Origin of the sequence: Bradyrhizobium hipponense (assembly GCF_008123965.1) — a bacterium.
GTDB classification, from domain to species: Bacteria; Pseudomonadota; Alphaproteobacteria; order Rhizobiales; family Xanthobacteraceae; genus Bradyrhizobium; species Bradyrhizobium hipponense.
This window is the reverse complement of sequence record NZ_VSTH01000047.1, coordinates 88,798-111,887: the sequence shown is the minus strand read 5'-3', so window position 1 is coordinate 111,887 and position 23,090 is coordinate 88,798. Positions and strand designations below refer to the sequence as shown.

Annotated in this window: 21 protein-coding genes; 9 read left to right on the top strand and 12 right to left on the bottom strand. The window is 63.7% G+C overall.

Annotated elements, in window-relative coordinates; genetic code table 11:
* Positions 1-97 precede the first annotated feature (97 nt).
* Genes FXV83_RS14540 through FXV83_RS14530 form a run of 3 tightly spaced genes read right to left on the bottom strand, consistent with a single transcriptional unit; the run spans position 98 to position 3,557 of the window.
* Positions 98-682, bottom strand: a complete 585-nt coding sequence (locus tag FXV83_RS14540) for a DUF1254 domain-containing protein (RefSeq protein WP_148740011.1) — start codon at positions 680-682, stop codon at positions 98-100.
* Positions 679-1,257: a DUF1214 domain-containing protein gene (locus FXV83_RS14535; protein WP_148740009.1), complete on the bottom strand. Its 579-nt coding sequence runs from the start codon at positions 1,255-1,257 to the stop codon at positions 679-681. Before FXV83_RS14535 ends, FXV83_RS14540 begins: the two co-directional genes overlap by 4 nt.
* An 8-nt stretch (positions 1,258-1,265) precedes the next feature.
* On the bottom strand, positions 1,266-3,557 hold the full coding sequence (locus FXV83_RS14530) for a transglycosylase domain-containing protein (RefSeq protein WP_148740007.1): 2,292 nt from the start codon (positions 3,555-3,557) through the stop codon (positions 1,266-1,268).
* A 293-nt stretch (positions 3,558-3,850) separates the two neighbouring features.
* Between FXV83_RS14530 and FXV83_RS14525 the strand changes: the two genes are divergently transcribed.
* The gene (locus tag FXV83_RS14525) at positions 3,851-4,366 is read left to right on the top strand and encodes a YcgN family cysteine cluster protein (RefSeq protein ID WP_148740006.1); all 516 of its coding nucleotides are present in this window, start codon (positions 3,851-3,853) and stop codon (positions 4,364-4,366) included.
* A gap of 157 nt (positions 4,367-4,523) precedes the next feature.
* Positions 4,524-6,113, top strand: coding sequence for an MDR family MFS transporter (locus FXV83_RS14520; protein WP_148740004.1), 1,590 nt, complete (start codon positions 4,524-4,526; stop codon positions 6,111-6,113).
* A gap of 6 nt (positions 6,114-6,119) precedes the next feature.
* Here the strand turns inward: FXV83_RS14520 and FXV83_RS14515 are convergent, their stop codons facing one another.
* From FXV83_RS14515 to FXV83_RS14500, 5 genes are all read right to left on the bottom strand, one after another.
* Positions 6,120-8,612 (bottom strand): GAF domain-containing sensor histidine kinase, encoded by a 2,493-nt coding sequence (locus tag FXV83_RS14515; protein WP_187435897.1) that lies wholly within the window; start codon positions 8,610-8,612, stop codon positions 6,120-6,122.
* Between the two features lie 107 nt (positions 8,613-8,719).
* Entirely contained in the window at positions 8,720-10,408 is a 1,689-nt protein-coding gene (locus tag FXV83_RS14510; protein ID WP_283811710.1) for a thiamine pyrophosphate-requiring protein, read from the bottom strand.
* 128 nt (positions 10,409-10,536) lie between these two features.
* Positions 10,537-10,947: a superantigen-like protein SSL4 gene (locus tag FXV83_RS14505; protein WP_187435896.1), complete on the bottom strand. Its 411-nt coding sequence runs from the start codon at positions 10,945-10,947 to the stop codon at positions 10,537-10,539.
* Between the two features lie 672 nt (positions 10,948-11,619).
* On the bottom strand, positions 11,620-11,781 hold the full coding sequence (locus tag FXV83_RS42670; RefSeq protein ID WP_187435895.1) for a hypothetical protein: 162 nt from the start codon (positions 11,779-11,781) through the stop codon (positions 11,620-11,622).
* Positions 11,782-12,028: 247 nt separating this feature from the next.
* On the bottom strand, positions 12,029-12,970 hold the full coding sequence (locus tag FXV83_RS14500) for an alpha/beta hydrolase (RefSeq protein ID WP_148739996.1): 942 nt from the start codon (positions 12,968-12,970) through the stop codon (positions 12,029-12,031).
* Positions 12,971-13,259: 289 nt separating this feature from the next.
* Between FXV83_RS14500 and FXV83_RS14495 the strand changes: the two genes are divergently transcribed.
* A complete protein-coding gene (locus tag FXV83_RS14495; RefSeq protein ID WP_148739994.1) occupies positions 13,260-13,709 on the top strand; it encodes a cache domain-containing protein in 450 nt (149 codons plus the stop codon).
* Positions 13,710-13,884: 175 nt separating this feature from the next.
* Here FXV83_RS14495 and FXV83_RS14490 read toward each other — a convergent pair whose 3' ends face one another.
* The 4 genes from FXV83_RS14490 to ku all read right to left on the bottom strand — a co-directional run bounded on the left by FXV83_RS14490 (position 13,885) and on the right by ku (position 17,011).
* A complete protein-coding gene (locus tag FXV83_RS14490; protein WP_148739992.1) occupies positions 13,885-14,865 on the bottom strand; it encodes an ABC transporter substrate-binding protein in 981 nt (326 codons plus the stop codon).
* A gap of 331 nt (positions 14,866-15,196) precedes the next feature.
* The gene (locus tag FXV83_RS14485; RefSeq protein ID WP_148739990.1) at positions 15,197-15,361 is read right to left on the bottom strand and encodes a Flp family type IVb pilin; all 165 of its coding nucleotides are present in this window, start codon (positions 15,359-15,361) and stop codon (positions 15,197-15,199) included.
* Between the two features lie 379 nt (positions 15,362-15,740).
* Positions 15,741-15,980, bottom strand: a complete 240-nt coding sequence (locus FXV83_RS14480) for a hypothetical protein (RefSeq protein WP_148739988.1) — start codon at positions 15,978-15,980, stop codon at positions 15,741-15,743.
* A 59-nt stretch (positions 15,981-16,039) separates the two neighbouring features.
* Positions 16,040-17,011 (bottom strand): non-homologous end joining protein Ku, encoded by a 972-nt coding sequence (gene ku, locus FXV83_RS14475; RefSeq protein WP_148739986.1) that lies wholly within the window; start codon positions 17,009-17,011, stop codon positions 16,040-16,042.
* Between the two features lie 250 nt (positions 17,012-17,261).
* On the opposite strand from ku, the gene FXV83_RS42665 reads away from it, so the two are divergent.
* From FXV83_RS42665 to ccmI, 6 genes are all read left to right on the top strand, one after another.
* Positions 17,262-17,417: a hypothetical protein gene (locus FXV83_RS42665; protein ID WP_187435894.1), complete on the top strand. Its 156-nt coding sequence runs from the start codon at positions 17,262-17,264 to the stop codon at positions 17,415-17,417.
* Between the two features lie 293 nt (positions 17,418-17,710).
* The gene (locus FXV83_RS14470; protein ID WP_148739984.1) at positions 17,711-18,385 is read left to right on the top strand and encodes a response regulator transcription factor; all 675 of its coding nucleotides are present in this window, start codon (positions 17,711-17,713) and stop codon (positions 18,383-18,385) included.
* A gap of 93 nt (positions 18,386-18,478) precedes the next feature.
* Positions 18,479-19,855: a sensor histidine kinase gene (locus tag FXV83_RS14465; protein WP_148739983.1), complete on the top strand. Its 1,377-nt coding sequence runs from the start codon at positions 18,479-18,481 to the stop codon at positions 19,853-19,855.
* Positions 19,856-19,999: 144 nt separating this feature from the next.
* On the top strand, positions 20,000-21,400 hold the full coding sequence (locus FXV83_RS14460; protein WP_148739981.1) for a hypothetical protein: 1,401 nt from the start codon (positions 20,000-20,002) through the stop codon (positions 21,398-21,400).
* A 100-nt stretch (positions 21,401-21,500) separates the two neighbouring features.
* Complete coding sequence (locus FXV83_RS14455) at positions 21,501-21,770, top strand: hypothetical protein (protein ID WP_187435904.1); 270 nt, start codon at positions 21,501-21,503, stop codon at positions 21,768-21,770.
* 131 nt (positions 21,771-21,901) lie between these two features.
* Entirely contained in the window at positions 21,902-23,071 is a 1,170-nt protein-coding gene (ccmI, locus tag FXV83_RS14450; RefSeq protein ID WP_148739979.1) for a c-type cytochrome biogenesis protein CcmI, read from the top strand.
* Positions 23,072-23,090 lie beyond the last annotated feature (19 nt).

Sequence of the window (23,090 nt, the reverse complement as noted above, 5' to 3'; positions counted from 1 at the left end):
CCGACCGAACAGCGTTAGTCGAATGATTCCAATGCCTCGGCTACTGTGCATGGGGTTGTTTTGCAGCTTTTGTTTCAGGCCGCCAAAACGTTCCGCATCACCGCCGGCCGCGCGGAGCTTCGGCCTTGGCCGGCGGCTCGGTCTGCGGCGCGCAGGTCGCGGCCGCCAGCGAGCCTTGCGCCTGCTGCATCAGGCCCGGCTCGGGGGCGAGCGCTTTCATCACGATCAGGCCCGTGGTGCTCGGGGAGTCGATGATCAGGCGGTCGGCCGCGGTGACTTCTTCGTCCTCGGGCAGCTCGTCGTGCTGCGCCTCCGTCATCAGGTCGAGCTCGATCACCTTCCTGCCCGCCGAGCGGTCGTTGATCGCGTAATAGGCGATCTCGTTGCGGGTGTAGAACGACACCGAGGTGTAGGCCTGGCTGACGGGCACGGTGAGCTTGATCGGCCCGCCCGACAGATCGTAGCGGCAGATCGCCAGCGCAAAAGCCGGATCCATGAACGGCATCGGCGAGGTGTTGGGATCGGCAAGCGGAAGCTGGGTGACGCCGTTGAGCTTGGTCATCGGCGTCAGCCGCGAATAGGCGTCCTGCGTCGCGATGCGCGGCAGCGCCAGCACGCTGACGAGATGGACCACGAGGCCGAGGACAATGCCGGCAACGATGGTGAACAGCAGCCGGATCATGAGCAGCCCACCGTCGTGATCGTCGGCATCGGCGCATCGCGCTGGGTGCGCGTCGCAACGCCCACCGGCGTGTCGTAGAGCCGAAGCATCAAGGCGTAGCGCTCGATCCCGCCGGTCGGCAGCCAGTTGCCGGCGCGCGAGCGCGAAGCGATGCGGATCTCGAACGTGCCGTCGGACTGGCGGACGATCTCCTGGCTGGTGAAGCCGTAGCGCTGCAGCGAATTGGCGACGAGGTGTCCCTTGCGGTCATAGAGCGTCAGCGTCCAGAACCGCGCCGGCGGCGTCACGCCGGAGACGATGACATCGCAGCGGCCGTCGAGCGCCTTCCTCTTGTCGTCGGCGGTCGCAGTGAAGGCGACGCCGTCGCCAGTGCCGATCGGCAGCTCGCCGTTGCGCACGATGGTGGCGCGCGAATAGGGATCGACGTCGGCGGTGCCGGTGCGCGGACGGGCCTTCCAGGGGCCGATCGTCAGCGCGCCGATCTCGGTACCGCGCGTCGTCGTCATCCAGGTGGCGCCGACGCCGACGACGGTGGCGAGCAGCAACGCCGTCAATGTGATGAGGATCAGCCGCACGGGATTCGTCAGTTCTTGCGCGGGGCGGGGGAGTTCGCGTTCTCTTCCGCGTAGTTCTGCGGAAAGGCGAGCGCGCTCGAGGCCGCCGCGGGCCCGCCCGGCTTCGTCGTGTCGTCGGCGGCCGACGACTTGGTCGCGGTTTTGGCCGCATCGTCGAGCAGCTTCTCGACGCGCACCAGGATATCGGCGCCGCGCTTGGTCAGCACCGGCGGCGGACCGGGCTTGGTCTCCAGCACCTTCGGCGCCGCATTGGCCTGCGCTGCTGTCGGGTGCGGCGGCAGCTTCTGGCCCATGCCGATGCCGGGAATTTCCCTGACCTCGACGCCTTGATGGGCGGCGACCATGATGTCGTGCCAGGTCTGCGCCGGCAGCGAGCCGCCCGTCATGCGGTTGGTCGGCGAATAGTCGTCATTGCCGTACCAGACCGCGCAGGTGAAGTTGCCGGTGTAGCCGACGAACCAGGCGTCGCGATAGGCGTTGGTCGTGCCGGTCTTGCCCGCAGTCGGAATTCCGTCAAGCGCCGCGCGGCGCGCGGTGCCTTCGCTGACGACGTGGCTCATCATGCCGGCCATGTCGGCGGCGATGTTCTGCGGAATGGCCTGCCGCGGCTTCGGGCCATCGCGGTCCCAGCGCCAGACGAGGTCGCCGGCGCCGGTGCGCACCTCCAGCACCGAGTGCGGGGTCACGGCGCGGCCCCTGTTTGGGAAGGTCGCGTAGGCCACCGCGTGCTCGAGCACGGTGACTTCATCGGAGCCGATCGGCAGCGACGGCGTGTCGGGCAGGGGGGCCTTGAGGCCGAAGCGGCGGGCAACCTCGACGATCTTGGCCCGGCCGATCTTGGCCGGGTTCGGCGCCTTCGGCTGTTCCTTCTGGCCGATCGCGATCGACAGCTTCACCGGCACGACGTTGATCGAGCGCGTGATCGCCTGGGTCAGCGTCACCGAGCCGGAATAGGAATGGCCATAGTTCTGCGGGCACCAATTGCCGATGCAGACCGGGCCGTCGACCACGATCGAATTTGGCGTGAAACCGTTCAGGAGCGCGGTAGTGTAGACATAGGGCTTGAATGACGAGCCAGGCTGGCGGTAGGCGTCGACGGCGCGATTGAACTGGCTTGCGCCATAGTCGCGGCCGCCGACCATCGCACGGATGCCGCCATCTAGATCGGACACCACGGTCGCAGCCTGCGTCGCATGATAGTCGCGGCCGAACTGGCGCAGCTGGTTCTCGATCGCGTCTTCGGCGGCTTTCTGAACGTTGGTGTCGATCGCGAGGCGGACCACGAAGACGCGTTCGGTGTAGGACCTCGGGAAGGTGTCGACCAGCTTGCGCATCTCGTCGAAGGCGTAGTCGAGGTAATAGTTCGGCGAGGCCTCGTCGCGGCGATCGACGGCGAAGGCCGGGTTGCGGCGGGCGCCGAACACCTGGCCTTCGGTCATGAAGCCGGCGTCGACGAGGTTGTCGAGCACGACGTTGGCGCGGGCGCGGGCGGCGGGCAGGTTGATGTGGGGCGCGTATTTGGTCGGCGCCTTGAACAGGCCGGCGAGCATCGCGGCTTCCGCCAGGGTCACGTCGCGTGCGGACTTGTTGAAGTAGAAATGCGCCGCGCCGTCGACCCCGAAGGTGCCGCCGCCCATATAGGCGCGGTCCAGATACAGCTTGAGGATCTCGTTCTTGGTCAGCCGCCATTCCAGCCATACCGCAAGGAAGGCCTCGTTGACCTTGCGCTCGATGGTGCGCTCGTTGCTCAGGAACAGGTTCTTGGCGAGCTGCTGGGTGATCGAGGAACCGCCCTGGCGCACGCCGCCGGCCTGGGCGTTGGTGACGAGGGCGCGCGCGGTGCCGGCGATGTCGATGCCGAAATGCTCGTAGAAGCGGCGGTCTTCGGTCGCCAGCGTCGCCTTGATCAGCACGTCCGGAAAGTCTTCCAGCGGGATCGAGTCGTTGTGCTTGATGCCGCGGCTGCCGATCGGGTTGCCGTAGCGGTCGAGGAAGGTGACCGCGAGGTCGGACTTCTTCAGCCAGTCCTCATCCGCCGTCTCGCGGAAAGCGGGAATAGCCAGAGTAAGCATCAGCACCAAGCCGCCGAGCCCGAGGGTCGCCGCCTCCGACAGCGGCTCGATGAACACCCAGCGCTTCCACCGCCCGACATAGAAGCGGTCCATGAAGGTCGAGTAGCGCTCGTAGAGCTCACGGATGCCCTTGGCCGAGGAGAACAGCGAGGAGTCGATGCGCGCATCGAGGTCCAGGAAGAAATTCCGGACCCAGGCCTTCCAATGCGGTGGTATGATCTGGCGCACCTAGAACCCTTGAGGCTCGGTTCGAAAGCGTTCAAGCACCCGGCCGGGGCGGCATCGAGACGTCTTGCGGGAATGTTGCGGCAAACCCAAGGCGCCCGGCTCGCGTCCGTGGGGACTTGCTGTTCCTTCTAGCCGAGCGGGGCCTATAAACCAATGGTCAGGCTCGGGATTTTGAACAACAGGCCTAATTGACCCCGGGTCATTACGGGCCTTACTGGGGCGCTGCTTGCGGCTTGATGGCAGTGCGCCCTAGATGGCGTTACCACTAGCTCTTTCGAACCTTGTTGAGGCGCATGACCGCAGCTCGCAAACGACCTTCAGACCAGGAAGGATTCTTCTGGAAAACCAAGACGTTGGAAGAGATGTCGGGGCCCGAATGGGAAAGCCTGTGCGACGGCTGCGGGCGCTGCTGCCTGAACAAGCTCGAGGATGAGGACACCGGGCAGATCTATTTCACCCATGTCGGCTGCAAGCTGCTCGATGGGGCGACCTGCGGCTGCAAGGACTACCCAAATCGTTCCGACAAGGTTCCGGACTGCGTCCGCCTGACCCCGGCCAATGTCCGCACCCTGAACTGGCTGCCGCCGAGCTGCGGCTACAAGCTCGTCGCGGAGGGGCGCGATCTCTATTGGTGGCACCCGCTGGTGTCCGGCGATCCCAACACGGTGCACGAGGCCGGCGTCTCCGTGCGCGGACGGGTCGAGGGCAGCGAGGTGGAAATCCCGGACGACGAGCTTGAGAACCACATCGTGCAATGGCCGGCGCAGCTGCCCAAGCGGGCACGCCTAAAGCGACGTCCAAAGGACTGACCCGTCGTTCCTCCTCGGGTCACGTCTTCGCGATGACCCCTGGGCGGGATGCTCCCATGCGCCGTGGTGCCTGCCTGAGAAGGACTTTGCTGTTTAGATTGTTTAGATAGAACGAATCCTTCGTGGCATTGCGCCGCAACTCCGACGTCCGATCGAAATGAACAAATTCGAACGGCAGAGCCGTCAATCTGCCGACGCCCAGACATTGCCCGACGATATCGCCGAAGAGCTGTCCCGCCTTCCGACCGAGGTCTTGAGCGTCGATGACGCGCCGTCCATCGCGCCGCCGGCGCCGCTGACCTCCGACGAGGTCCGCACCATCGTCATCAGCCTGATGCTGACGATGTTCCTGGCGGCGCTGGATCAGACTATCGTCGCGACCGCGCTGCCGACCATCGGGCGCCAGTTCAACGACGTATCCAATCTCTCCTGGGTCATCACGGCCTATCTGCTCGCCTCGACCGCGGTCGCGCCGGTGTTCGGAACCTTGAGCGACATCTACGGCCGCCGCGTCATGATCATCATCTCGCTCAGCCTGTTCGTCGCCGGCTCGGTGCTGTGCGCGGTCGCGCCGAACATGCCGATGCTGATCCTGGCGCGCGGGCTCCAGGGGCTCGGCGGCGGCGGCATCATGCCGGTGGTTCAGACCGTGATCTCCGACGTCGTCAGCCCACGCGAGCGCGGCCAGTACCAGGCTTATTTCTCCAGCGTCTGGATGGTCGGCGGCATCCTCGGCCCCGTCATCGGCGGCGTGTTTGCCGAACATCTGCACTGGTCGATGATCTTCTGGATCAACCTGCCGCTCGCCGCTGCGGCGATCGCGATGCTGCTACCGAAGATGAAGAAGATCCCGGTGTTCCACCGCAAGCGCAAGGTCGATTGGCTCGGCGGCGTGCTGCTGATGGCCTCGGCCGTGGTGTTCATGCTGGTGCTGACCTGGGGCGGCACGCGTTATCCGTGGCTCTCGCCGACCGTTCTGTCGATGGTGGGCGGCGCTGTCGCGCTCGCTGTCACCTTCGTCTGGCACGCGCGCCGGGCAGACGAGCCGTTCCTGCCGCTTCCGCTGCTGGGCGGCAAGGTCGCGCCGTTCGCGTTGACGGCCGGTGGCTGCGGGCTCGGTGCGATCACCGGTCTCACCGTGCAGCTCCCGCTCTACTACGAGGCGGTCTATCACCTTAGTGCTAGCGAGGCTGGGCTTGCGCTGATTCCGCTCGCGGCGGTTTCGACCTGCGGCGCGGCGATCGCCGGCCGCACCATGGCGCGCGCCAAGCACTACAAGCGCGTCGCCATCATCGGCACGTCATGGGCCGCGATTTGCGCACTGGGCCTCACGCTCACCACGCTGCCGCTGTGGGGGCTCTTGACCTTGATGGCGGCATTCGCGCTCGGGCTTGGCACGACCTTCCCGGTCTGTGTGGTCTCGCTGCAGAATTCGGTTGCCCGTCCGCAAGTCGGCACCATCACCGGCGCGATGAACTTCTTCCGCTCGCTGATGTCGTCGTTCACGGTCGCAGCGTTCGCCGCCATCCTGCTGATCGCGCTCGGCGCCGACGTCCCGCTCGCCGGCGAGCATCACGCTGTCGGCGCGGTCAATGCGATTCCCGCCGACGACATGCGGCACGCATTCCGCTACGTGTTCGGTGCCGCAACCGCGCTGATGACCACCGCCGCGCTCTGCCTGATTGCGATGGAGGAGCGGCCGCTCGCCGGCCCCTCCACGACGCAACCCGTCGAGATGGCGGAATAGCGGCCGCTAGTCGCGGCCTCTATCCGAAAAGCTGCTGTTCCGCGGCAAGCGGATGATGAACTCGGTGAACTCGCCCGGGCGCGTCTCGACGTCGATGGTGCCGCCGTGCTGCTTGACGATGATGTCGTGGCTGATGGAGAGGCCGAGGCCCGTACCCTCGCCGGCGGGTTTCGTCGTGAAGAAGGGATTGAACATCTTCTCTTTCACATCGGGCGCAATGCCGGCGCCGTTGTCGCGGATGCGGATCTCGACGTCGGCGCCGCGGTCGCGCGTCGCGGCGCTGAGCGTGGGCGCGACGCCTTCGCGGTTGCCGCGCCTTTCCAGTGCGTAGAAGCCGTTCGAGATCAGGTTCAGCAGCACCCGGGTGATCTCCTGCGGAAACAGTTCGGCGGTGCCGGCGTTCGGATCGAGCTCGCGTGCGAGCGTGACGTCGAACTGCGGCCTCTCCGCCCGCGCACCGTGATAGGCAAGGTCGAGGCTCTCCTCGACCAGGGCGTTGATGTCGGTTAGCCGATGCTCGCCCGCGCCCTCGCGCGAATGCAACAGCATGTTCTTGACGATCGAGTCGGCGCGCCGGCCATGCTGCACGACCTTGTCGAGATTGTCCTTCAGTAGCCCCGTCAGCTCGTCGACTTCCGCGCGGACTTCGCTTGCGAGCGGGACGGGCGCAAGCGCCTCGTTCAGCTCGTCCGTCAGCTCGGCGGAGAGCGACGCAAAATTGTTGACGAAGTTGAGCGGGTTCTTGATCTCGTGCGCAATGCCGGCGGTGAGCTGGCCGAGCGAAGCCAGCTTCTCGGTCTGGATCAGTCGGTCCTGAGCGGCGCGCAGATCATCGAGCGATTTGGCAAGGTCCCTGGTGCGGTCCTGCACCTCGTTGAACAGCCGCGTGTTCTCGATGGCGATCACGGCCTGGTCGGCAAAGGTCTTAAGCAGACTGATTGTCTTGTCCGGGAACGGACCTGGCTGAGGTCGCGTGACACCGATGGTTCCGATCGCTAGGCCATCGCGCAGCATCGGGACGACCAGGATGCTGCGATAGCCTCTTGTCCGCGCCAGCTCCTTCATCGCCTCCGTGAGGTCGGCTTCGTTTTGCATGTCGCTGCGGAACGCGAACACACCGCTCCTCGCCACCCGGCTGTGAATGCCAGATGCCGCCAGCGGCGTCGGGAATGAGCCGAGCAGATCGGCGTTGCCGGCCTCCGTGTCGGTGGTGAACGCCGCCAAGTGCAGCATGCCATCGATGACGCGGGTGACGGCAGAGGAATGCCCACCGGCCAGCGCCTTGGCACTGTCGGAGATGGCCTGAAACACCGGGGTCACATCGGACGGCGAGGCGGCGATCACCTTGAGGATATCAGCGGTCGCGGTTTGCCGTTCCAGCGCCTCCCTGGTCGCGTTGAACAGGCTGACATTCTTGATCGCGATCACGGCCTGGTCGGCGAAGGTTTGCAGCAGCCGGACCTGGTGCTCATCGAAGCTGCCGGTCGCCCGGCGCGTGGCGATGATAAGACCGATGGCTTCGCCCTCGCTCATCAAGGGCGCGAACAGCATGCTGCGATAGCCGCGAGCGCGCGCGATGTCGCGTGCAGCCGGCTCGAGCTCGGTGTCGGGCAGTTGTGCCGCCATGCCGCTCGCCACCACCCGATACGGTGGGAACCGGGCGAACGGCACGGGAAACGAAGCCTGGAGCACGCGGTCGCCGGCCGGGTCGGTCGGCGTGAACGCCGCCAGATGCGCGGCGCCGTCGACATAGCGAAGCACCGCCGTGGAAAAGCCGCCGATCAGACGGTTGGCATTGGCGGCGATGGCATCGAACACCGGCTGCACGTCGGATGGCGAGCCTGCCATCACCTTGAGGATATCGGCCGTAGCGGTCTGGCGCTCCAGTGCCTCCTGCGTCTCGTTGAACAGCCGCGCATTCTCGATCGCGATCACCGCCTGATCGGCGAAGGTCTGGAGCAGTTGCACGTGATCCGGTGCAAACGCGCCGGGCTCGGCGCGCGTGACGCTGATCATGCCGACCGGCGTGCCCCGGTTCATCAGCGGCATGAACAAGACGCTGCGGAAGCCGCGCAGCCGCGCCAGATCCCGGTTCAGCTCCGGGACGTCATCGGCTTCGCTGTCGGGAAACTGGATCGTCTCGCCGCCACGAACCAGCGCGAAGGTCGGAAATTCCGCGATCCGCCGCGGGAACGATGCCTTCAGTCCCGCGTCCGCCTCCGGGCTGGTTGGTGTAAACGCCACGAGGTGCAGCTCGTCCCCAATGAACTGAAGCACGGTGGCGGAAAAGCCGCCGAGCAAACGTTTGGAGCTGGACGCAATCGCTTCGAAGACCGGCCGGGCATCGGAAGGCGAGGCCGCGATGGTGCGCAAGATCTCGGCACTGGCGCGATGACGATCGCGAGCAATCGCAAGCTCGCTTCGAAGCTGCGCGTTCTCGGCGGTTGCCGACTGCAATCGGCGCTCGAATTTCTCGATTTCGTTGGAAGGGGTGGTCATTTGCAATCCGGCCTGATGCCGCAACGTGCGCGGCACCAGGGCGGATTATCACATCTCCTGCGGCCGGAGCCAGCGCACGCGACAGCAAGTTTTGCCGCCAAACCGCGTTACGTTCCCGGCCGCGACACCTCCGTCTCCTTGCTGGTGATGAACTCCAGCAGCACAGGGGTGCCTTCCTGCGTCTTCTGGATACCGCGCTTGATCGCCGTGATAATGTCCTCAGCCTTCGTCACCCGTTCGCCATAGCCGCCGAAGGCGCGCGCCATCGCGGCATAGTCGCCGGAAATGTCGGTCGAGCGATATTTTTCGGTCGAGACCGGCATCACCTTCAGCTCGATCGCCATCGAAAAATTGTTGAGCAGGATCGACATGATCGGGATGCGCTCGCGCACCGCGGTCTCGAAATCCATTCCGGTGAAGCCGATCGCCGCATCGCCCCAGACGTTGATGCAGAGCTTGTCGGGTTTTGCGAGCTTGGCGCCCATCGCAAGCCCGAGGCCGTAGCCGAGCTGCGTCGTCTTGCCCCAGCCGAGATAGGACAGCGGCTCGACCGCCTTCCAGAACGGCGAGAGCTGGTCGCGCGGGCTGCCGGCATCGTGGGTGATGATGGTGTTGCGGATGTCGACGGCGTGCTGGAGGTCCCACAGCACGCGATACGGGTTCAAGGGCGCATCATTGCTGGTGAGCTTCGGCATCCATTTCGCCAGCCACTCCCTGTGCGAGGCCGCGATTTCGGCCGCGATCGCCGAGGCATCCCGATCGGAAGTGATGGTCTTGCCGATCTCGTCGAGCAGGGCATCGAGCACGAGGCCGGCATCGCCGACGAGGCCGATCTTCGCCTCCACATCCTTGTTGAGATGGTTCGGATCGAGCGTGGAGTGGATGATGGTCTTGCTCTTGGGCATGGCGATGCCGAAGCTGGTCTCGGTGAAGGAGCAGCCGATGCCGAAGATGACGTCGGCTTCAGCGAGAAACTTCGGCACCGCGCGCGGCACCGCAAGGCCGCCTGAGCCGAGCGAGAGCGGGTGCGTTTCCGGGAATGACGATTTGCCGCCCAAGCTGGTGGTGACGGGAATGGCCAGCCGTTCCGCGAGCCGTTTCAGTTGCGGCCAGGCCTGCGCGTAATGCACGCCCTGGCCGGCGTAGATCACCGGACGCTTTGCGTTGACGAGCAGGGCAGCTGCTTCCTTCACATGCACGGGATCGGCGCCGTAGCGGGTGCGCAGCACCGGCGTGTAGTCGAGCGGCTCCGGCACCTCCTCGTTCCACATGTCGGCAGGGATCTCGACGATGACGGGACCGCCGCGACCGTTCTTCAGTTTTGTGAAGGCGCGGCGGAAGATGTTGGCGACCTCGCTCGCCAGGATGATCGGCTCGGACGATTTGGCAAACGCCTTCATCACCTCGCTGGAATTGAAGTTCGGCTCGATATGCGACAGCCGGCGCTGATAGCCCATCGGCAGCACCAGCACGGGCACGGATTCGCCAAAGCACTGCGCAACGCCGCCCATGGCGTTCTCGGCGCCGGGCCCATGCTGCATGCAGAACGCGCCGATGCTGCGTCCCGACGTCACGCGCGAGATCGCATCCGCCATATGGATGCCGACGCGCTCCTGCCGCACCATCACGGGGCGGATCTCGGCGCTCGCCGCATGCTCGATCAAATGGTTGACGGGGTAACCGCAGAGGATCTCGATCCCCTCGCGCTTCATGATTTCCGCAATCGCGGTGCCGAGCTTCATGGCGTCTCTCTCCCTGGCGAGGCCGGTTGGTCCGGCCGATTGAGGAGAGAGGATCAGGAAATTGGAGAGGCGTAAAGCAGGGGCACGTGAGGGCTGCGGTAGGTCAGGTATGCAGCGCGAGCGTTCAGCGGCTCACCACTTGCCAGCCGTAGGTCGGCCCTTGGCCAACGGTGAAAAACCTCCTACTTGCAGCTTTTGCAGATCGTCAGCTTACGTTTCAACGCCTCATCTTCCTGATCGATCGATTGCTGCGCGGTGGTGCCATTCGTATCCAGATCGGGCTTTGAGCCCTTTGCTGCGCGCGACCTCATCGGTCGCTTCGGCTGATCTGGCGTGTCATGGTCTTCGACGGCGCCGACGCTAAAGCCATCGTAGTCGGCGGTAGGATTCGGCAACGATGGAGGTCCGCTGGTGGCCGGTGTCGACGGCACTCTGTCGGACGCTGTAGGGGAATTTTTGGCGCCCGCTTGTGGTGATGCTTTGGGCGGAGCAAGCGAAACCGGCGGAGCGACTGAAGCCTGTCCTCTCGCGCTGTCCTGCAAACAGGCGCCAACAAACACAAAGCCAAAGGCCAGGAGCGTCGCGCTCTTCATCCGCATCCTCGAACAGGTTGGTTGCGCGATTTATAGCATGACTCTCTGAGCCATGCTGGATTGAAAATATCCAGCATCCACATGGAGATCAAATGGGGGAGCGGATTAAGCGGGATGGTCGCGGCGGTAAGATGGGTAGAGCGAAGCGAAAGCCCATCAAAGACCGGACAATCTGTTCGTTTTTCACGTGATGGGTTTCGCTTTGCTCTACCCATCCTACGAGCTAACCCACCAAGACCAGTGCGAGCAGGCCTGATCCTAGCAACGCGACGCCGGCCACGGTTACGGCCAGAAAAGCGAGCGATGTGAATTCTTCGCGCATGGACGTTTAACCCGAGCTCACCACGCCCCGACCATCACCAAAGTGGCGATGCTCAACAGCGAGCAACAGAGGATGATTGCTGGAGCGACGAAAGCCTGATGCCACCGCATTGTTGCCTCTCCCAACCAGAACAGTCGCAGCGATAGCTAGCTCGGCGATGTTTTCCCGTGACTTCGTGCTCGCAGGAAAGCGGCTTCAATCCGAAGGTCGATTGTTTCGTTCGGCGCCGCTGACGAAGTCTCTTCACGGGTTTGCGAGCGGTAAATTCAACACCGCACTCCGGACACCCGGGAGTGACGGCTCGGCTTGGACAACCCGAACGGCAGCAAGAGCGGCTAATTTGCAGGAGTTCAAAACAATGCGGCGGCGCTCAGAGCCTGTCTGTAGATCATTGCGGCCACAAGTGAGAGCAGTAAGCCCGCTCCCGAGAAGATCATGAGTACTTTTACGGTTTCAACGTCAACGTTGGTTCTCGTCGCGCGGGATATCGCCTTTGCCAATGCAGCCATCATCGCCAGCTCCGAAGCAAGCCGCGCGGAAGCGAGGCCTTACTTCATCTAGCGTGACCGCGCGCGTTTGCGTGTGAAGCAGATTACAGGTGATGCTGCGGCAGCCGCGTGCCCGATCAGGTGGTTGGCGGGGTAACCGGAGATCTCGATCCCCTCACGGGATATCTTTTCGCTTGGAGCTGGATCTCGGATTTTGTTGCGCTTCACGGTCAGACGATGCCGGGCTGCCTATGGCATCGAGCGATGCTCATTATTTCTCCATCTTCGTGAAATCGACGATTTCGCTGCCAAGACGTGCGTCCGCCGTGTTGATCGAATACACCTCCGACATGTGACTATGTTGCGGCAACATGAGCGCACGTATGCATCCGCTCGCCCGCTCGCAACTTGCGCGCTTCAACAAGTCGAATTGCTGCACGAAGCCGGCGGGGTCGAGCTCTGCGGCTACCGTCATCAGCGGTATGGTCGTCATCAGCAAACCCGGCAGTGAGGACTGCTCGGCGTAGCGAGCGGGATCGGCACCGTAGTAAACGCGGTAATCGCTGACCGAAGTCGCCGGCATATCGTATATGCCCGATACAAGGATCGCACCGGCAAGGCCACCGCCTTTCACTTTATGTAATTTGGGGCGGGCCACATAGTCAGCGACGTGCGCGGCGCCAGTCGAATGGCCCATCAGATAGATGCGTGCCGGATCGCCGCCGCGTGTCGCGATTTGGTCTGAGACCCACTGAACCGCTGCGGCCACGTCTTCGGCGCCTGCCGGCCAGACGGCCTGCGGCGCGAGGCGATACGTGGTGTTGACGCCGATGTAGCCATTCTTGACCGCCCACAGCATGATGTTGTCGTTGAACGGGCCGCCCGGGATGCGCCTGTTGCCTCGCACGAAGCCGCCACCGTGCACAAAGATCAACACGGGGCGAGGGGACGAAGCCGCCGCTGGCATGAAGATGTCGAGCAGATTGCGATCGGCAGCGCCGTACTTGGCGTCGCGCTCGACCTTGACGTCCCGGTAGGGCTCCTGCTCCTGCAACGGCTTGTAGAGCTGGCTGGTTTGCGGCGGATCGATGACACGACCGATGTCCTGCAACTTGGCCGCGATCTCGGCGGGCATGGGGCTTTGCTGGGCGTCCGCGGCCTGGGCCGCGGCGACGACAAACCAAACGGCAAGTACCGACTTTGACAACGCCATTGCTGAAATCCATTTTCCTCTTATTCGATCATCATGACTGATCGCGAGTCCAATTGGTACCGCTCCTGGGTTGCGGCATCACACGATCGGCCGCAAAAACTTTAGGCTTTAGGTGCGCGGAAAGGCATGTTCTAAGACAGGAACGTGCATCGCCACGCGTTGATTGCGTGATTGCAAAGGCTCCAGTCCGGTTGGCGTCTTCGGGAGCGGGCCGATGACGTTTGTACGACACGCTACGAGATATTGTATTGATTGATTGCCGCTAATTCGACCATTTTGGAGCCAGATCATGATGAGCAAGTTCTTTGTTGCGGGCACCTTTGCGCTCGCATCCATGCCAGCAGTGATTGCTCAGCAGCAATACGGCAACGCGATAGAGGCTCGCGCAATGCTGGAAAGAGTCGTCGCCGGCATCGAGGCAGATCCCGGCGAGACGATCTCCCAGATCAACAAGGGCGATCCAAAGTTCAGCGACAGGGATCTGTACCCCACATGTGCCGGTCCGGACGGCAAGATGGTTGCAAACCCGAATCCGGCGCGCCTGGGCATTGTTCAAAAGGATAGCAAGGACGCCTCAGGCAAGCCCTACGGCGAGGAATTGGCCAGGGCCCAGGAAGGTGTTGTCACCGAAGTCAGCTTTCTTTCGCCGCGCCCCGGCGCGGACAAGACACCCGTCCAGAAGACCGCATTTGTCACAAAAATTTCGGGCTACATTTGCCTGGTCGGGTACGCGCCCTGATGGCGTTCAAACTTGCGGGCCGTGGCGCCGGCGTGGCCCCGGTTGGGGCGAAGCGTAATCCCGGATCATAGCGTCGCCTGCAGTCAGATCCGATGCAGAAGGAGATCTCCGCATTTCGCTCGGAAAGTAGTGTTGAAACCGCCCACCGAAATATAGGGATTGGACCACAAGCGGTCTATTCGATGACTTCGTTGGCGCGCGCGAGCAGTGACGTCGGCACGGTGATACCGAGCGTATTGGCGGTCTTCAGGTTGACGATCAGCTGAAGCGCGGTGGATTGAATGACAGGCAGATCTGCCGGCTTCTCACCCTTCAGGATCCGTCCGGTGTAAATGCCGGCCAGACGGTACACATCTTCGACACTTCCGCCATAGCTCACCAGCCCTCCGGCCTCGGCGTACTCACGTCGATCGAAAATCGTGGAAATTGCGTAGCGTTTCGTCAGATCGACAAGTTGAGCGCGTCGGCTGAATAGAAACGCATCCGTGTCGATCAGAAGAGCGCCCGTCCGCCGTTCAGCAAGTTGTGCAAGCGCCGCGTCGATTTCGCTTTCAGTTGATGCGCTCACCGTCTCGAGTTGCAGTCCGATCGTGCGAGCCGCGGCTTCCAATGCCCTGGACTGCGTCTTGGCATTGGGATTGACGGGATTGACGAGCGCGGCAACGACGCTCGCGGTCGGGACGAGCTCGTGGAGCAACTCCAGCCGCTTTGAAACCACCTCCACATTCAACGTGACCGCACCGGTCACGTTGCCACCCGGCCGGTCCAGGCTGGCAACAAGACCCAGCTCGACCGGGTCGCTGCTGGTGGTAAACACGACGGGAATTCGCGTCGTCGCCTTCTTTGCGATAAGGTTCGCAGGGGTGCTTGTCGCGACGATAACGGTCACGCGGCGGTCAACCAGATCAGCCGCCAATGCTTGCAAACGCTCGTAGTGGCCGTCCGCCCATCGGTACTCGATCGCGACGTTCTGGCCCTCAATGTAGCCGGTTTCGGCCAGGCCACTGCGAAATGCTGCGACGAAGTGGCCATATCCCTGCGGCGATGTCCCATTGATAAATCCAATAACCGGTGTCGTCGGATGCTGCGCCCACGCTGCAAGGGGCCATGCGGCAGCGGAGCTTCCGACTAACGAGACGAACTCGCGCCGCTTCATTGGATCATCCTTTTGGGAGTGCCTATGGGTTGGTACAGCACCCTGCGCTTATAAACCAGAGATGGAAATAGCTTTTACAGTAGAAGCTGCATCTCCGCCGTCCCGAGCAAGTCCGCTTCGAACGCGAGGTGACGTCTCGGCCGACCCAAGTCGGTGATCCCTTCAACCCTGGAGAGCATAGCTGACAGCTCCGAGACAAGCGGCCAATGCGGGGTTGTGTCTGCTGTTGAAATGCGAACTGAAAGAGGCGGGCCCGCGCTGCCATTCGACTCCTGGGCATCGTGGCGGAATCGACGAACTCGGACGGTCGTCGCCAGCCCGGGCCCCGTCGTTACTTCATCGCCGAGCTGACCGAGTTGAACTTGTTGTTGAGGAGCGCGTTCCCCGTGTTGTTCACGATCGTAACGATGGCAAGTGCGATGCCGGCGGCGATCAAACCATACTCGATGGCGGTGGCACCATTTTCATCGGCAAGGAAAGACCTGAGCAAACGCATTGCCAACTCCTATTCATCCGATCGAATGTACGATTGCGTCGTTTTCGAAGTCGTATATCGGTCGATTAAAATTTGCGCGCGTCAAAAGAAACAGGTTCGGTCGAACTCGCCTGTTACATAGTGTGACACTCATTAAGTTAATGTTTCCTCGGCCGATCCAAATGGACCTAAATCGGCAAACCCTCACGAGATGATATCGTTTGAGCGTACGTCGCGCCCTTGCGGCGGCGTTTCAGGGCGGGCGGCGCGACATCCGACCAGAGTCGCCGTCAGCATGATCGAGCAGTCGTGCTGAACATCACCGTGCCGCTTAACGGATTGTTGAGGCTATTCGTCAACGGGTCGGCAAGGATACCGAGCTTGATATCAAGCTTGGCTCTCATCCATGCCCACCACCGTCCGCGTTCAGCGCCCGCAACATCGCTATGCGGGCAAACAGCAACCAGCCGCCGCCGGCCTCGGCTGCATTGATCAAGGTCTCGATGGCGGTCTGCCAATGAGGTTCATGCTGCGCGTCCTCGGGCAGTTGCATAATGTAGTCGGCCGCCTGCTGAAGCGTGAGCAGCTTGCGCCCGTTACGCAGGGGGACGGGATCGTCGAACGGCATCGACCAGGGCATGTCAGGCCGGCCGCTTCGTCAACGATGTCACGACGCGCTTCGCCCCCGGGCCGTTGTCGCTATCCGGCCTTCTTGGTCCGCGCCGGCTTGTCGGCCTTCTTCGGTGTTTCCCTGGGCGCTTGCTTGGCCGCGGCGGCTTCCTTGCCCTTGCCGGCGATCGGCAACAGCATCTCGCGCTGGCCTTCGACGCGCTTCTTCGGCTTCTTGCCCTTGGCTGTCTCTTTGGCGACCTTCGCTGCTGGAGTTTCGCCCTTCTCGCTCGCGAGACTCTTCTTCAACGCGTCCATCAGGTTGATGACGTTGCCGCCGGTCTTCGGCGCCGCCTTGGCCGCGATCGGCGCTCCGCTGCGCTTCTTGTTGATGAGATCGATCAGCGCAGTCTCGTAGTGATCCTCGAACAGCTCGGGCTCGAACGCGCCGGACTTCTTCTCCACGATGTGCTTGGCGAGGTCGAGCATGTCTCTTGTCAGCTTCACATCCTGGATGTCGTCGAAATATTCCTTCTCGCTGCGCACCTCGTAGGGGTAGCGCAGCAGCGTGCCCATCAGGCCGCTATCGAGCGGCTCCAGCGCGATGATGTGCTCGCGGTTGGTCAGCACCACGCGTCCGATCGCCACCTTGTTCATGCTGCGGATGGTCTCGCGGATCACCGCATAGGCGTCGTGGCCGACCTTGCCGTCCGGCACCAGATAATAGGGGCGGATCAGATAGCGGTTGTCGATATCGGTCTTCGGCACGAACTCGTCGATCTCGATCGTGTGGGTCGAGTCCAGCGCGATTTCGTCGAGCTCGTCCTTGCTGACCTCGATATAGGTGTCGGTGTCGACCTTGTAGCCCTTGACGATATCCTCGGAGGTCACCTCGTCACCGGTCTCGGCATCGACCTTGAGGTACTTGATCCGGTGTCCCGTCTTGCGGTTGATCTGGTTGAACGAAACCTTCTCGGTATCCGAAGTGGCCGGATAGAGCGCGACCGGGCAGGTCACGAGCGACAGACGCAGAAAACCCTTCCAATTGGCGCGGGGGGCCATGGGCTACTCCAAACGCAACAGGGACATCGGACAAGGATACCATCGGGGAACTGCGAATCATAGCAAGCGCCGGGATGGAATCTTGCAACGGCGTTAACCGCCGGCCGCGGCATCCGTTGCCTCTTCCGCAATGGGCGTCTGCCGCAGGGCTCTCTCCGGAACATCGCTCCGGATCGGGCGTTGCCCCGGCACGTATTTTGCCGCGAGACGTCGCGGCAATCGGACGCGATAGCCTGAGATTGAGGTCACCATGGCAACCACGCGAGAGCAACGTCAGATCGTCGAAACGCCGACCGAGGCGCGCCAGGGCGAACCGGGACCTTCGGTGGCGGCGCTGCTCGCCATCTCGACCGGCCTCGCGATCCTGATCCTCGCCGTCGTCTGGTTCGTGTTCTTCCGGACCTGACGGCCAAGTCTCCAGGCCAAGTCTCCGGGCCAAGTGTCCGGCTAAGTCTCCGGCTAAGTCCCGGGCCAGCGACGTTCGGACCATCCGACTCGCCGCGCGACGCGGCACATTACGCCCGCCATGCCCCCGATCTGGCGAGGGGCCCGGCGGGCGCAGTCGGTTCGGCGTGCGAATAGTATATGTCCAAAAAGTAACGTAAACCGGTTCCCCGCGTTCATATTCAGTTCACGCCGGAATTGCTCATCTCTGGCGGTCTATCATGCGGCCTATTCTTGCAGCCTTTGGAGAGAAGCGTGCGCCTGCTCGTTGTGGAGGATGACCCCGATCTCAATCGCCAGCTCACCAAGGCGCTGACCGACGCCGGCTATGTCGTCGATCGCGCCTTCGACGGGGAGGAGGGGCATTATCTCGGCGAGAACGAGCCGTATGACGCCGTGGTGCTCGATATCGGCCTGCCGAAGAAGGACGGCATCTCGGTGTTGGAGGCCTGGCGGCGCAATGGCCGCACCATGCCGGTCCTGATCCTCACCGCGCGCGACCGCTGGAGCGACAAGGTCCAGGGGTTCGACGCCGGCGCCGACGACTACGTCGCAAAGCCGTTCCATCTGGAGGAGGTGCTGGCGCGCATCCGCGCCCTGCTGCGCCGTTCGACCGGCCACGCCCAGAGTGAGCTCAGCTGCGGTCCGGTCACGCTCGACACCAGAACCGGCCGGGTCAGCGTCTCCGGCAACCCCGTGAAGATGACCTCGCACGAATATCGGCTTCTGGCCTACCTGATGCACCATTCGGGGCGCGTGGTCTCCCGCACCGAGCTGGTCGAGCATCTCTACGACCAGGACTTCGATCGCGACTCCAACACCATCGAGGTCTTTGTCGGCCGCATCCGCAAGAAGCTCGACGTTGACATCATCCAGACCGTCCGCGGCCTCGGCTATCTCCTGACCCCGCCGGCAGCGCCCGGCGCTTGAGGCGTTGGGGCTTGACGGGCGGCCGGACACGGGGCCTTGGTCGGGTGATGATGGCCGACGACCCGACATTCTGCGTCTCCCGGGACCCTTCCGATGCCCGCTAGCTCGCTTGCGAACCGGCTGTTCCTGTCGGCGACCGCGTGGCTCGTGGTGATCCTGGCCATCACCGGCGTCGTGCTGTCCTCGGTCTACAAGAACGCCACCGAGCGCGCCTTCGATCGCCGGCTCAACCTCTATCTGCGCACGCTGATCGCCGAGGTCGCCACCCCCGACGAGCCGCCGGACCGCCAGTTCCAGTCGCTGGGTGAGCCCCTGTTCGAATTGCCGTTGTCCGGCTGGTATTGGCAGATCACGCGGACCGACACCGAAAAGCCGGAGGTTCGCTCGTCGCGCTCGCTCTGGGACAAGAAGCTGCCGAAGCTGGAGGAACAGCACACGGAGCTCACCGCCGCCGGCATCCGGCTGGCCTATGTCGATGGGCCCGAGGGCCAGAATCTGCGGATGGTGGAGCGGCCGGTCGATCTCGGCAGCGACGGCAAATATCTCGTTAGCGTCGCGGGTGACGATACCGAGATTTTCGATGAGACGCGCAGCTTCGACTATTATCTCGGCGGGACCTTCATCGCGCTCGGCATCGTGCTGCTGCTGACCACGGTGTTCCAGGTCCGCTTCGGCCTTGCGCCGCTCAAGCGCATTTCCGAATCGATTGCCGACATCCGCTCCGGGCGAGCCGAGCGGCTTGAGGGCGAATTCCCGGTCGAGATCGCGCCCCTGGCGCGCGAGACCAACGCGCTGATCGACGCCAACCGCGAAATCGTCGAGCGAGCCCGCACCCATGTTGGCAATCTCGCCCATGCGATCAAGACGCCGCTCTCGGTCATCGTCAACGAGGCCGGCATACACGCGGCCGATCCGTTCGCGGCCAAGGTCATGGAACAGGCCGATGTGATGCGCGATCAGGTCGCCCATCATCTGGAGCGCGCGCGCATCGCCGCGCGGGTCTCGGTCGTCGCGACCGTTACGGAGGTTGCGCCCGCCATCGAGGCGTTGCGGCGGACGATGGAGAAGATCCATCGCGACCGCGGCATCGTCGTCGGGGCCAGCGCCGATCCGTCCGCAAAGTTCCGCGGCGAGCGGCAGGACCTGGAGGAGATGGTCGGCAATCTCGTCGACAATGCCTGCAAATGGGCCGCTTCGCACGTCTTCATCGAGGTTTTGGTGGAGGCGCCGCAGCAGGCCGGCGTGGGCCCGCGCTTGCGAATCATTGTCGACGACGACGGACGCGGCCTGTCGGAGGCCGAGCGCGCCCAGGTCTCGCGACGCGGCCAGCGGCTCGACGAGTCCAAGCCCGGCTCCGGGCTCGGCCTGTCCATCGTGGTCGACCTGGCGGCACTTTATGGCGGCAACCTCACGCTCGGGAGTGCTCCGATCGGCGGGTTGCGGGCAGAACTTGTCCTCCCCGGAATATAATCCTCTGTTTCCACACGCTTATTTGTCCTGCAGGTCGAAACCGGTGGGATTCAGCGCAGCTTCAACGGCTTCTTAAGGCGAGCGCCCCTATGATCGTGCCCGGACGCATCCCTCGTCCGCCACTTCAGTGCATTAGCCGGGCGTATGAGCCAGACATCGATCGAGCGGCTGAGAGAATATCTCGCGCAGCTCCCGCCGCAGTCGCAGGCGCTGCTGATGCGGGAGTTCGAGCGCGCGCTGGAACGCGGCCAGGAAACCGCTGTGGCGACCCTCGTGCTTGAGCAGCTGCGCAAAATCGTGCGCAAGACGGAGACCGAGGAGGCCCCGCCACCGCGCACCGACGATCTGTCGCGGCTTCTGTTCCAGGTGCTGGAACCATTCCTGGTCGAGGCGGGCGCCCCGATCCGGGTCGGACAGATCCGCCGCGCCTCGCTCCAGCCGATCTGGCAGTGGCTCGGCCGCGATAGCGCCCCGGACAAGGTGAACGAATTCGAGGCCGCGCTGGCGCGGATGCCGGCGGATAGTTCGGGACAGGTCGAAGCGCTGGCGCAGAAGCTCCAGGCCGTGGCTGCGGACGCCATCTTTGCCCTGACCGGGCCGGGCGGCGGCGACAAGTCGCGCGCGCTCGCCCGCGTCGGTGCTCCCAACGTGATCGAGGATCTCTATTCGATCGGAGCCGTGCTCGCCGTGCGCGAGGCCATTGCCACCCTGAACGAAAAGCTGCCGCGCTTCCTGCGCGCCTTCGGCGATTCCCAGATTGTCTCGGTGACTTCAGCGCTCAACATTCCCGTGCTCCAGACGCCGCAGATGCTGCCCTTCGCGCTGTCGATGGTGGTGCAGCGGATGACCGCACCCTGGCAGATCATCCGCCTGGCCATCAAGATTGCCGCGTCCGACGACGAAATCCGCGTCGCGGCCACGCCCTATGGCGTGGCGGTCACCATCGCCCTGCACGATCTGTCCTGCGTTGCCGCAATCCTGCGCATGGACATCAAGCGCGGTCATTTCGACAATGTCGCCGGCAATCTCAAGGCGCTGCACGACGGCGTGCGCGGCCTGCGCACCGAGCTCGATCTGCGCAACGATTCCGCCTGGGGCAAGCAGTTGACCGCAATCCGGGCCGACATCTCCAATGCGCTGCAATCGGAGATCGACAGCGTTCCCGGCCGCGTTCGCCGCATCCTGCGTCAGCGCGCCGAGAAGGACATTCCGCCGGGGGCGCGGATCGACAGCACCGAGGTGGAGGAAACCGCGGCGTTGATCGACTTTGTCGCGACCTGCCGCAACTACGCCAGCGAACTTGCGATCAACGAGGTGACACTGCGCACCTATTCCGACCTCCAGCAATATGTGGAACGCTCGACCGAGCAGCTGGTGCAGTCGCTTCGCGCCGCCGATCACAAGGTCCGCGCCTACCGGCAGCAGCAGGTGCAGGCCGCGATCCGCTTCTGCGAGGTGCTGTTCGGCGACGATTACGCCTCGCTGATGAGTCGCGCTGCGGAGAACGCGCTGACCGGCGAGCGTAAATCGTCGCGCGCGAGCTGATCCAAGCGCATATTTTCGCGCTCACAATTTCTGGTTGACGGTGCCGGTGCCGGGCCCTACGGTCGCCGTGCAAGTCCGGGGAATTTCTATCTGTGGGCGCATGAAAGCACTTATCAGCTTCGTTGAAATCGAGAACCGCGTCATCTTGGCGAAGTACCAGAGATTGATGGTCAGGGCGAAGGTGGTGCTGGTCGAGAAGGGGAGCGGTCGGCCGTTGCCGGAGACCGCAACAACGATCGCTTCGCCGGTTCCAGTTGGTGCGTTGCGCATCAGGTTGCCGGATGCGATCGAGCCGGGAACGTATTTCCTGAAGGCCATCAACGGGCATGGCGAGGACGCCGCCCGGAGTGTAGACTTCGAGATACACTAAGCCGTTGGATTCCCACGACTTCAAGACGGCATCCGGTCGCGGAAGATTGACAATTGTCAATTGCCGCAGCGTCCAGCCGTGGTGTAAAGCCACGTGTGGGCGCGGCTCGCGCGCTGCCGGAAGTTTGCCTGATGACGCTATGGTTCGTGTTCGCGCTGATGACGGTCGCGGCGATCTTCGCCGTGCTTTGGCCGCTCGGCCGTCGCGCGCGCGCGCAGAGCCAAGGCTCTGAAGGCCAAGGCTCTGAAGGTCAAGACTCTGAAGGTCAAGACACTGAGAATCGGGGCAGCGAGGTCGCGGTCTACAAGGACCAATTGACCGAGATCGAGCGCGATCTCGGTGCAGGCCTGATTGCGGCGCCGGAAGCCGAGGCTGCACGCGTCGAGATCAGCCGCAGGCTGCTAGCCGCCGCCGCCCATGAGCCCGCGCCAGTGCCGAAGTCGAGTCTCAAATGGCGCCGTGCCGCGGCTGTACTGGCGCTCGTCGGGCTGCCGCTCGTTGCGATCGGCGTCTACATGCCGCTCGGTTCGCCCAAGCTTCAGGACTTTCCGCTGGCGCAGCGCGGGTCCGGGTCCGGCATGGCGCGGTCACTCGAAACTCTCGTTGTGCAGGTCGAGCAGCATCTGGAAAAGAATCCGACCGATGGGCGCGGCTGGAACGTGCTCGGGCCGGTGCTGGAGCGACTCGGCCGTTTCGACGATGCGGCGCGCGCCTACCGGAACTCGCTGACCTACAACGGCGAGAGCGCCGAACGAAGGGCCAACCTCGGCGAGGCGCTGTCGGCTGCCGCCGGCGGCGTGGTGACCGCCGAGGCCAAGACCGAATTCGAACGCGCGCGCGCGCTGGACGCCGACGATCCCAAGGCGAATTATTTCCTCGGGCTCGCCGCCGAGCAGGACGGCCGCAAGGACGATGCGGCCACCATCTGGCGCGCGCTGCTTGCGAAAGCGCCGGCGGATGCGCCGTGGCGTCCCGTGGTGCAATCCGCGCTGGCGCGGGTCGGCGGCAGTGGCGGCGCGCTGCCGGCACTGCCGGACGAGACGATCACAGCCTCCAGGGATATGAGCGAGGGCGATCGCGGCGCGATGGTGCGCGGCATGGTCGAACGCCTGGCCATGCGGTTGAAGCAGAACGGCGACGATGTCGAGGGCTGGCTGCGCCTGGTGCGCGCCTATCTCGTGATGGGCGATCGCGACAAGGCAATGGGCGCCTCGACCGACGCCCGTCAGGCAATCGCCAACGACGCCGAGCGCTTGCGCCAGCTCAACGAAGGTCTCAAGACGCTCGGGCTCGACGGATGACGATGTCGGGACGAGACTC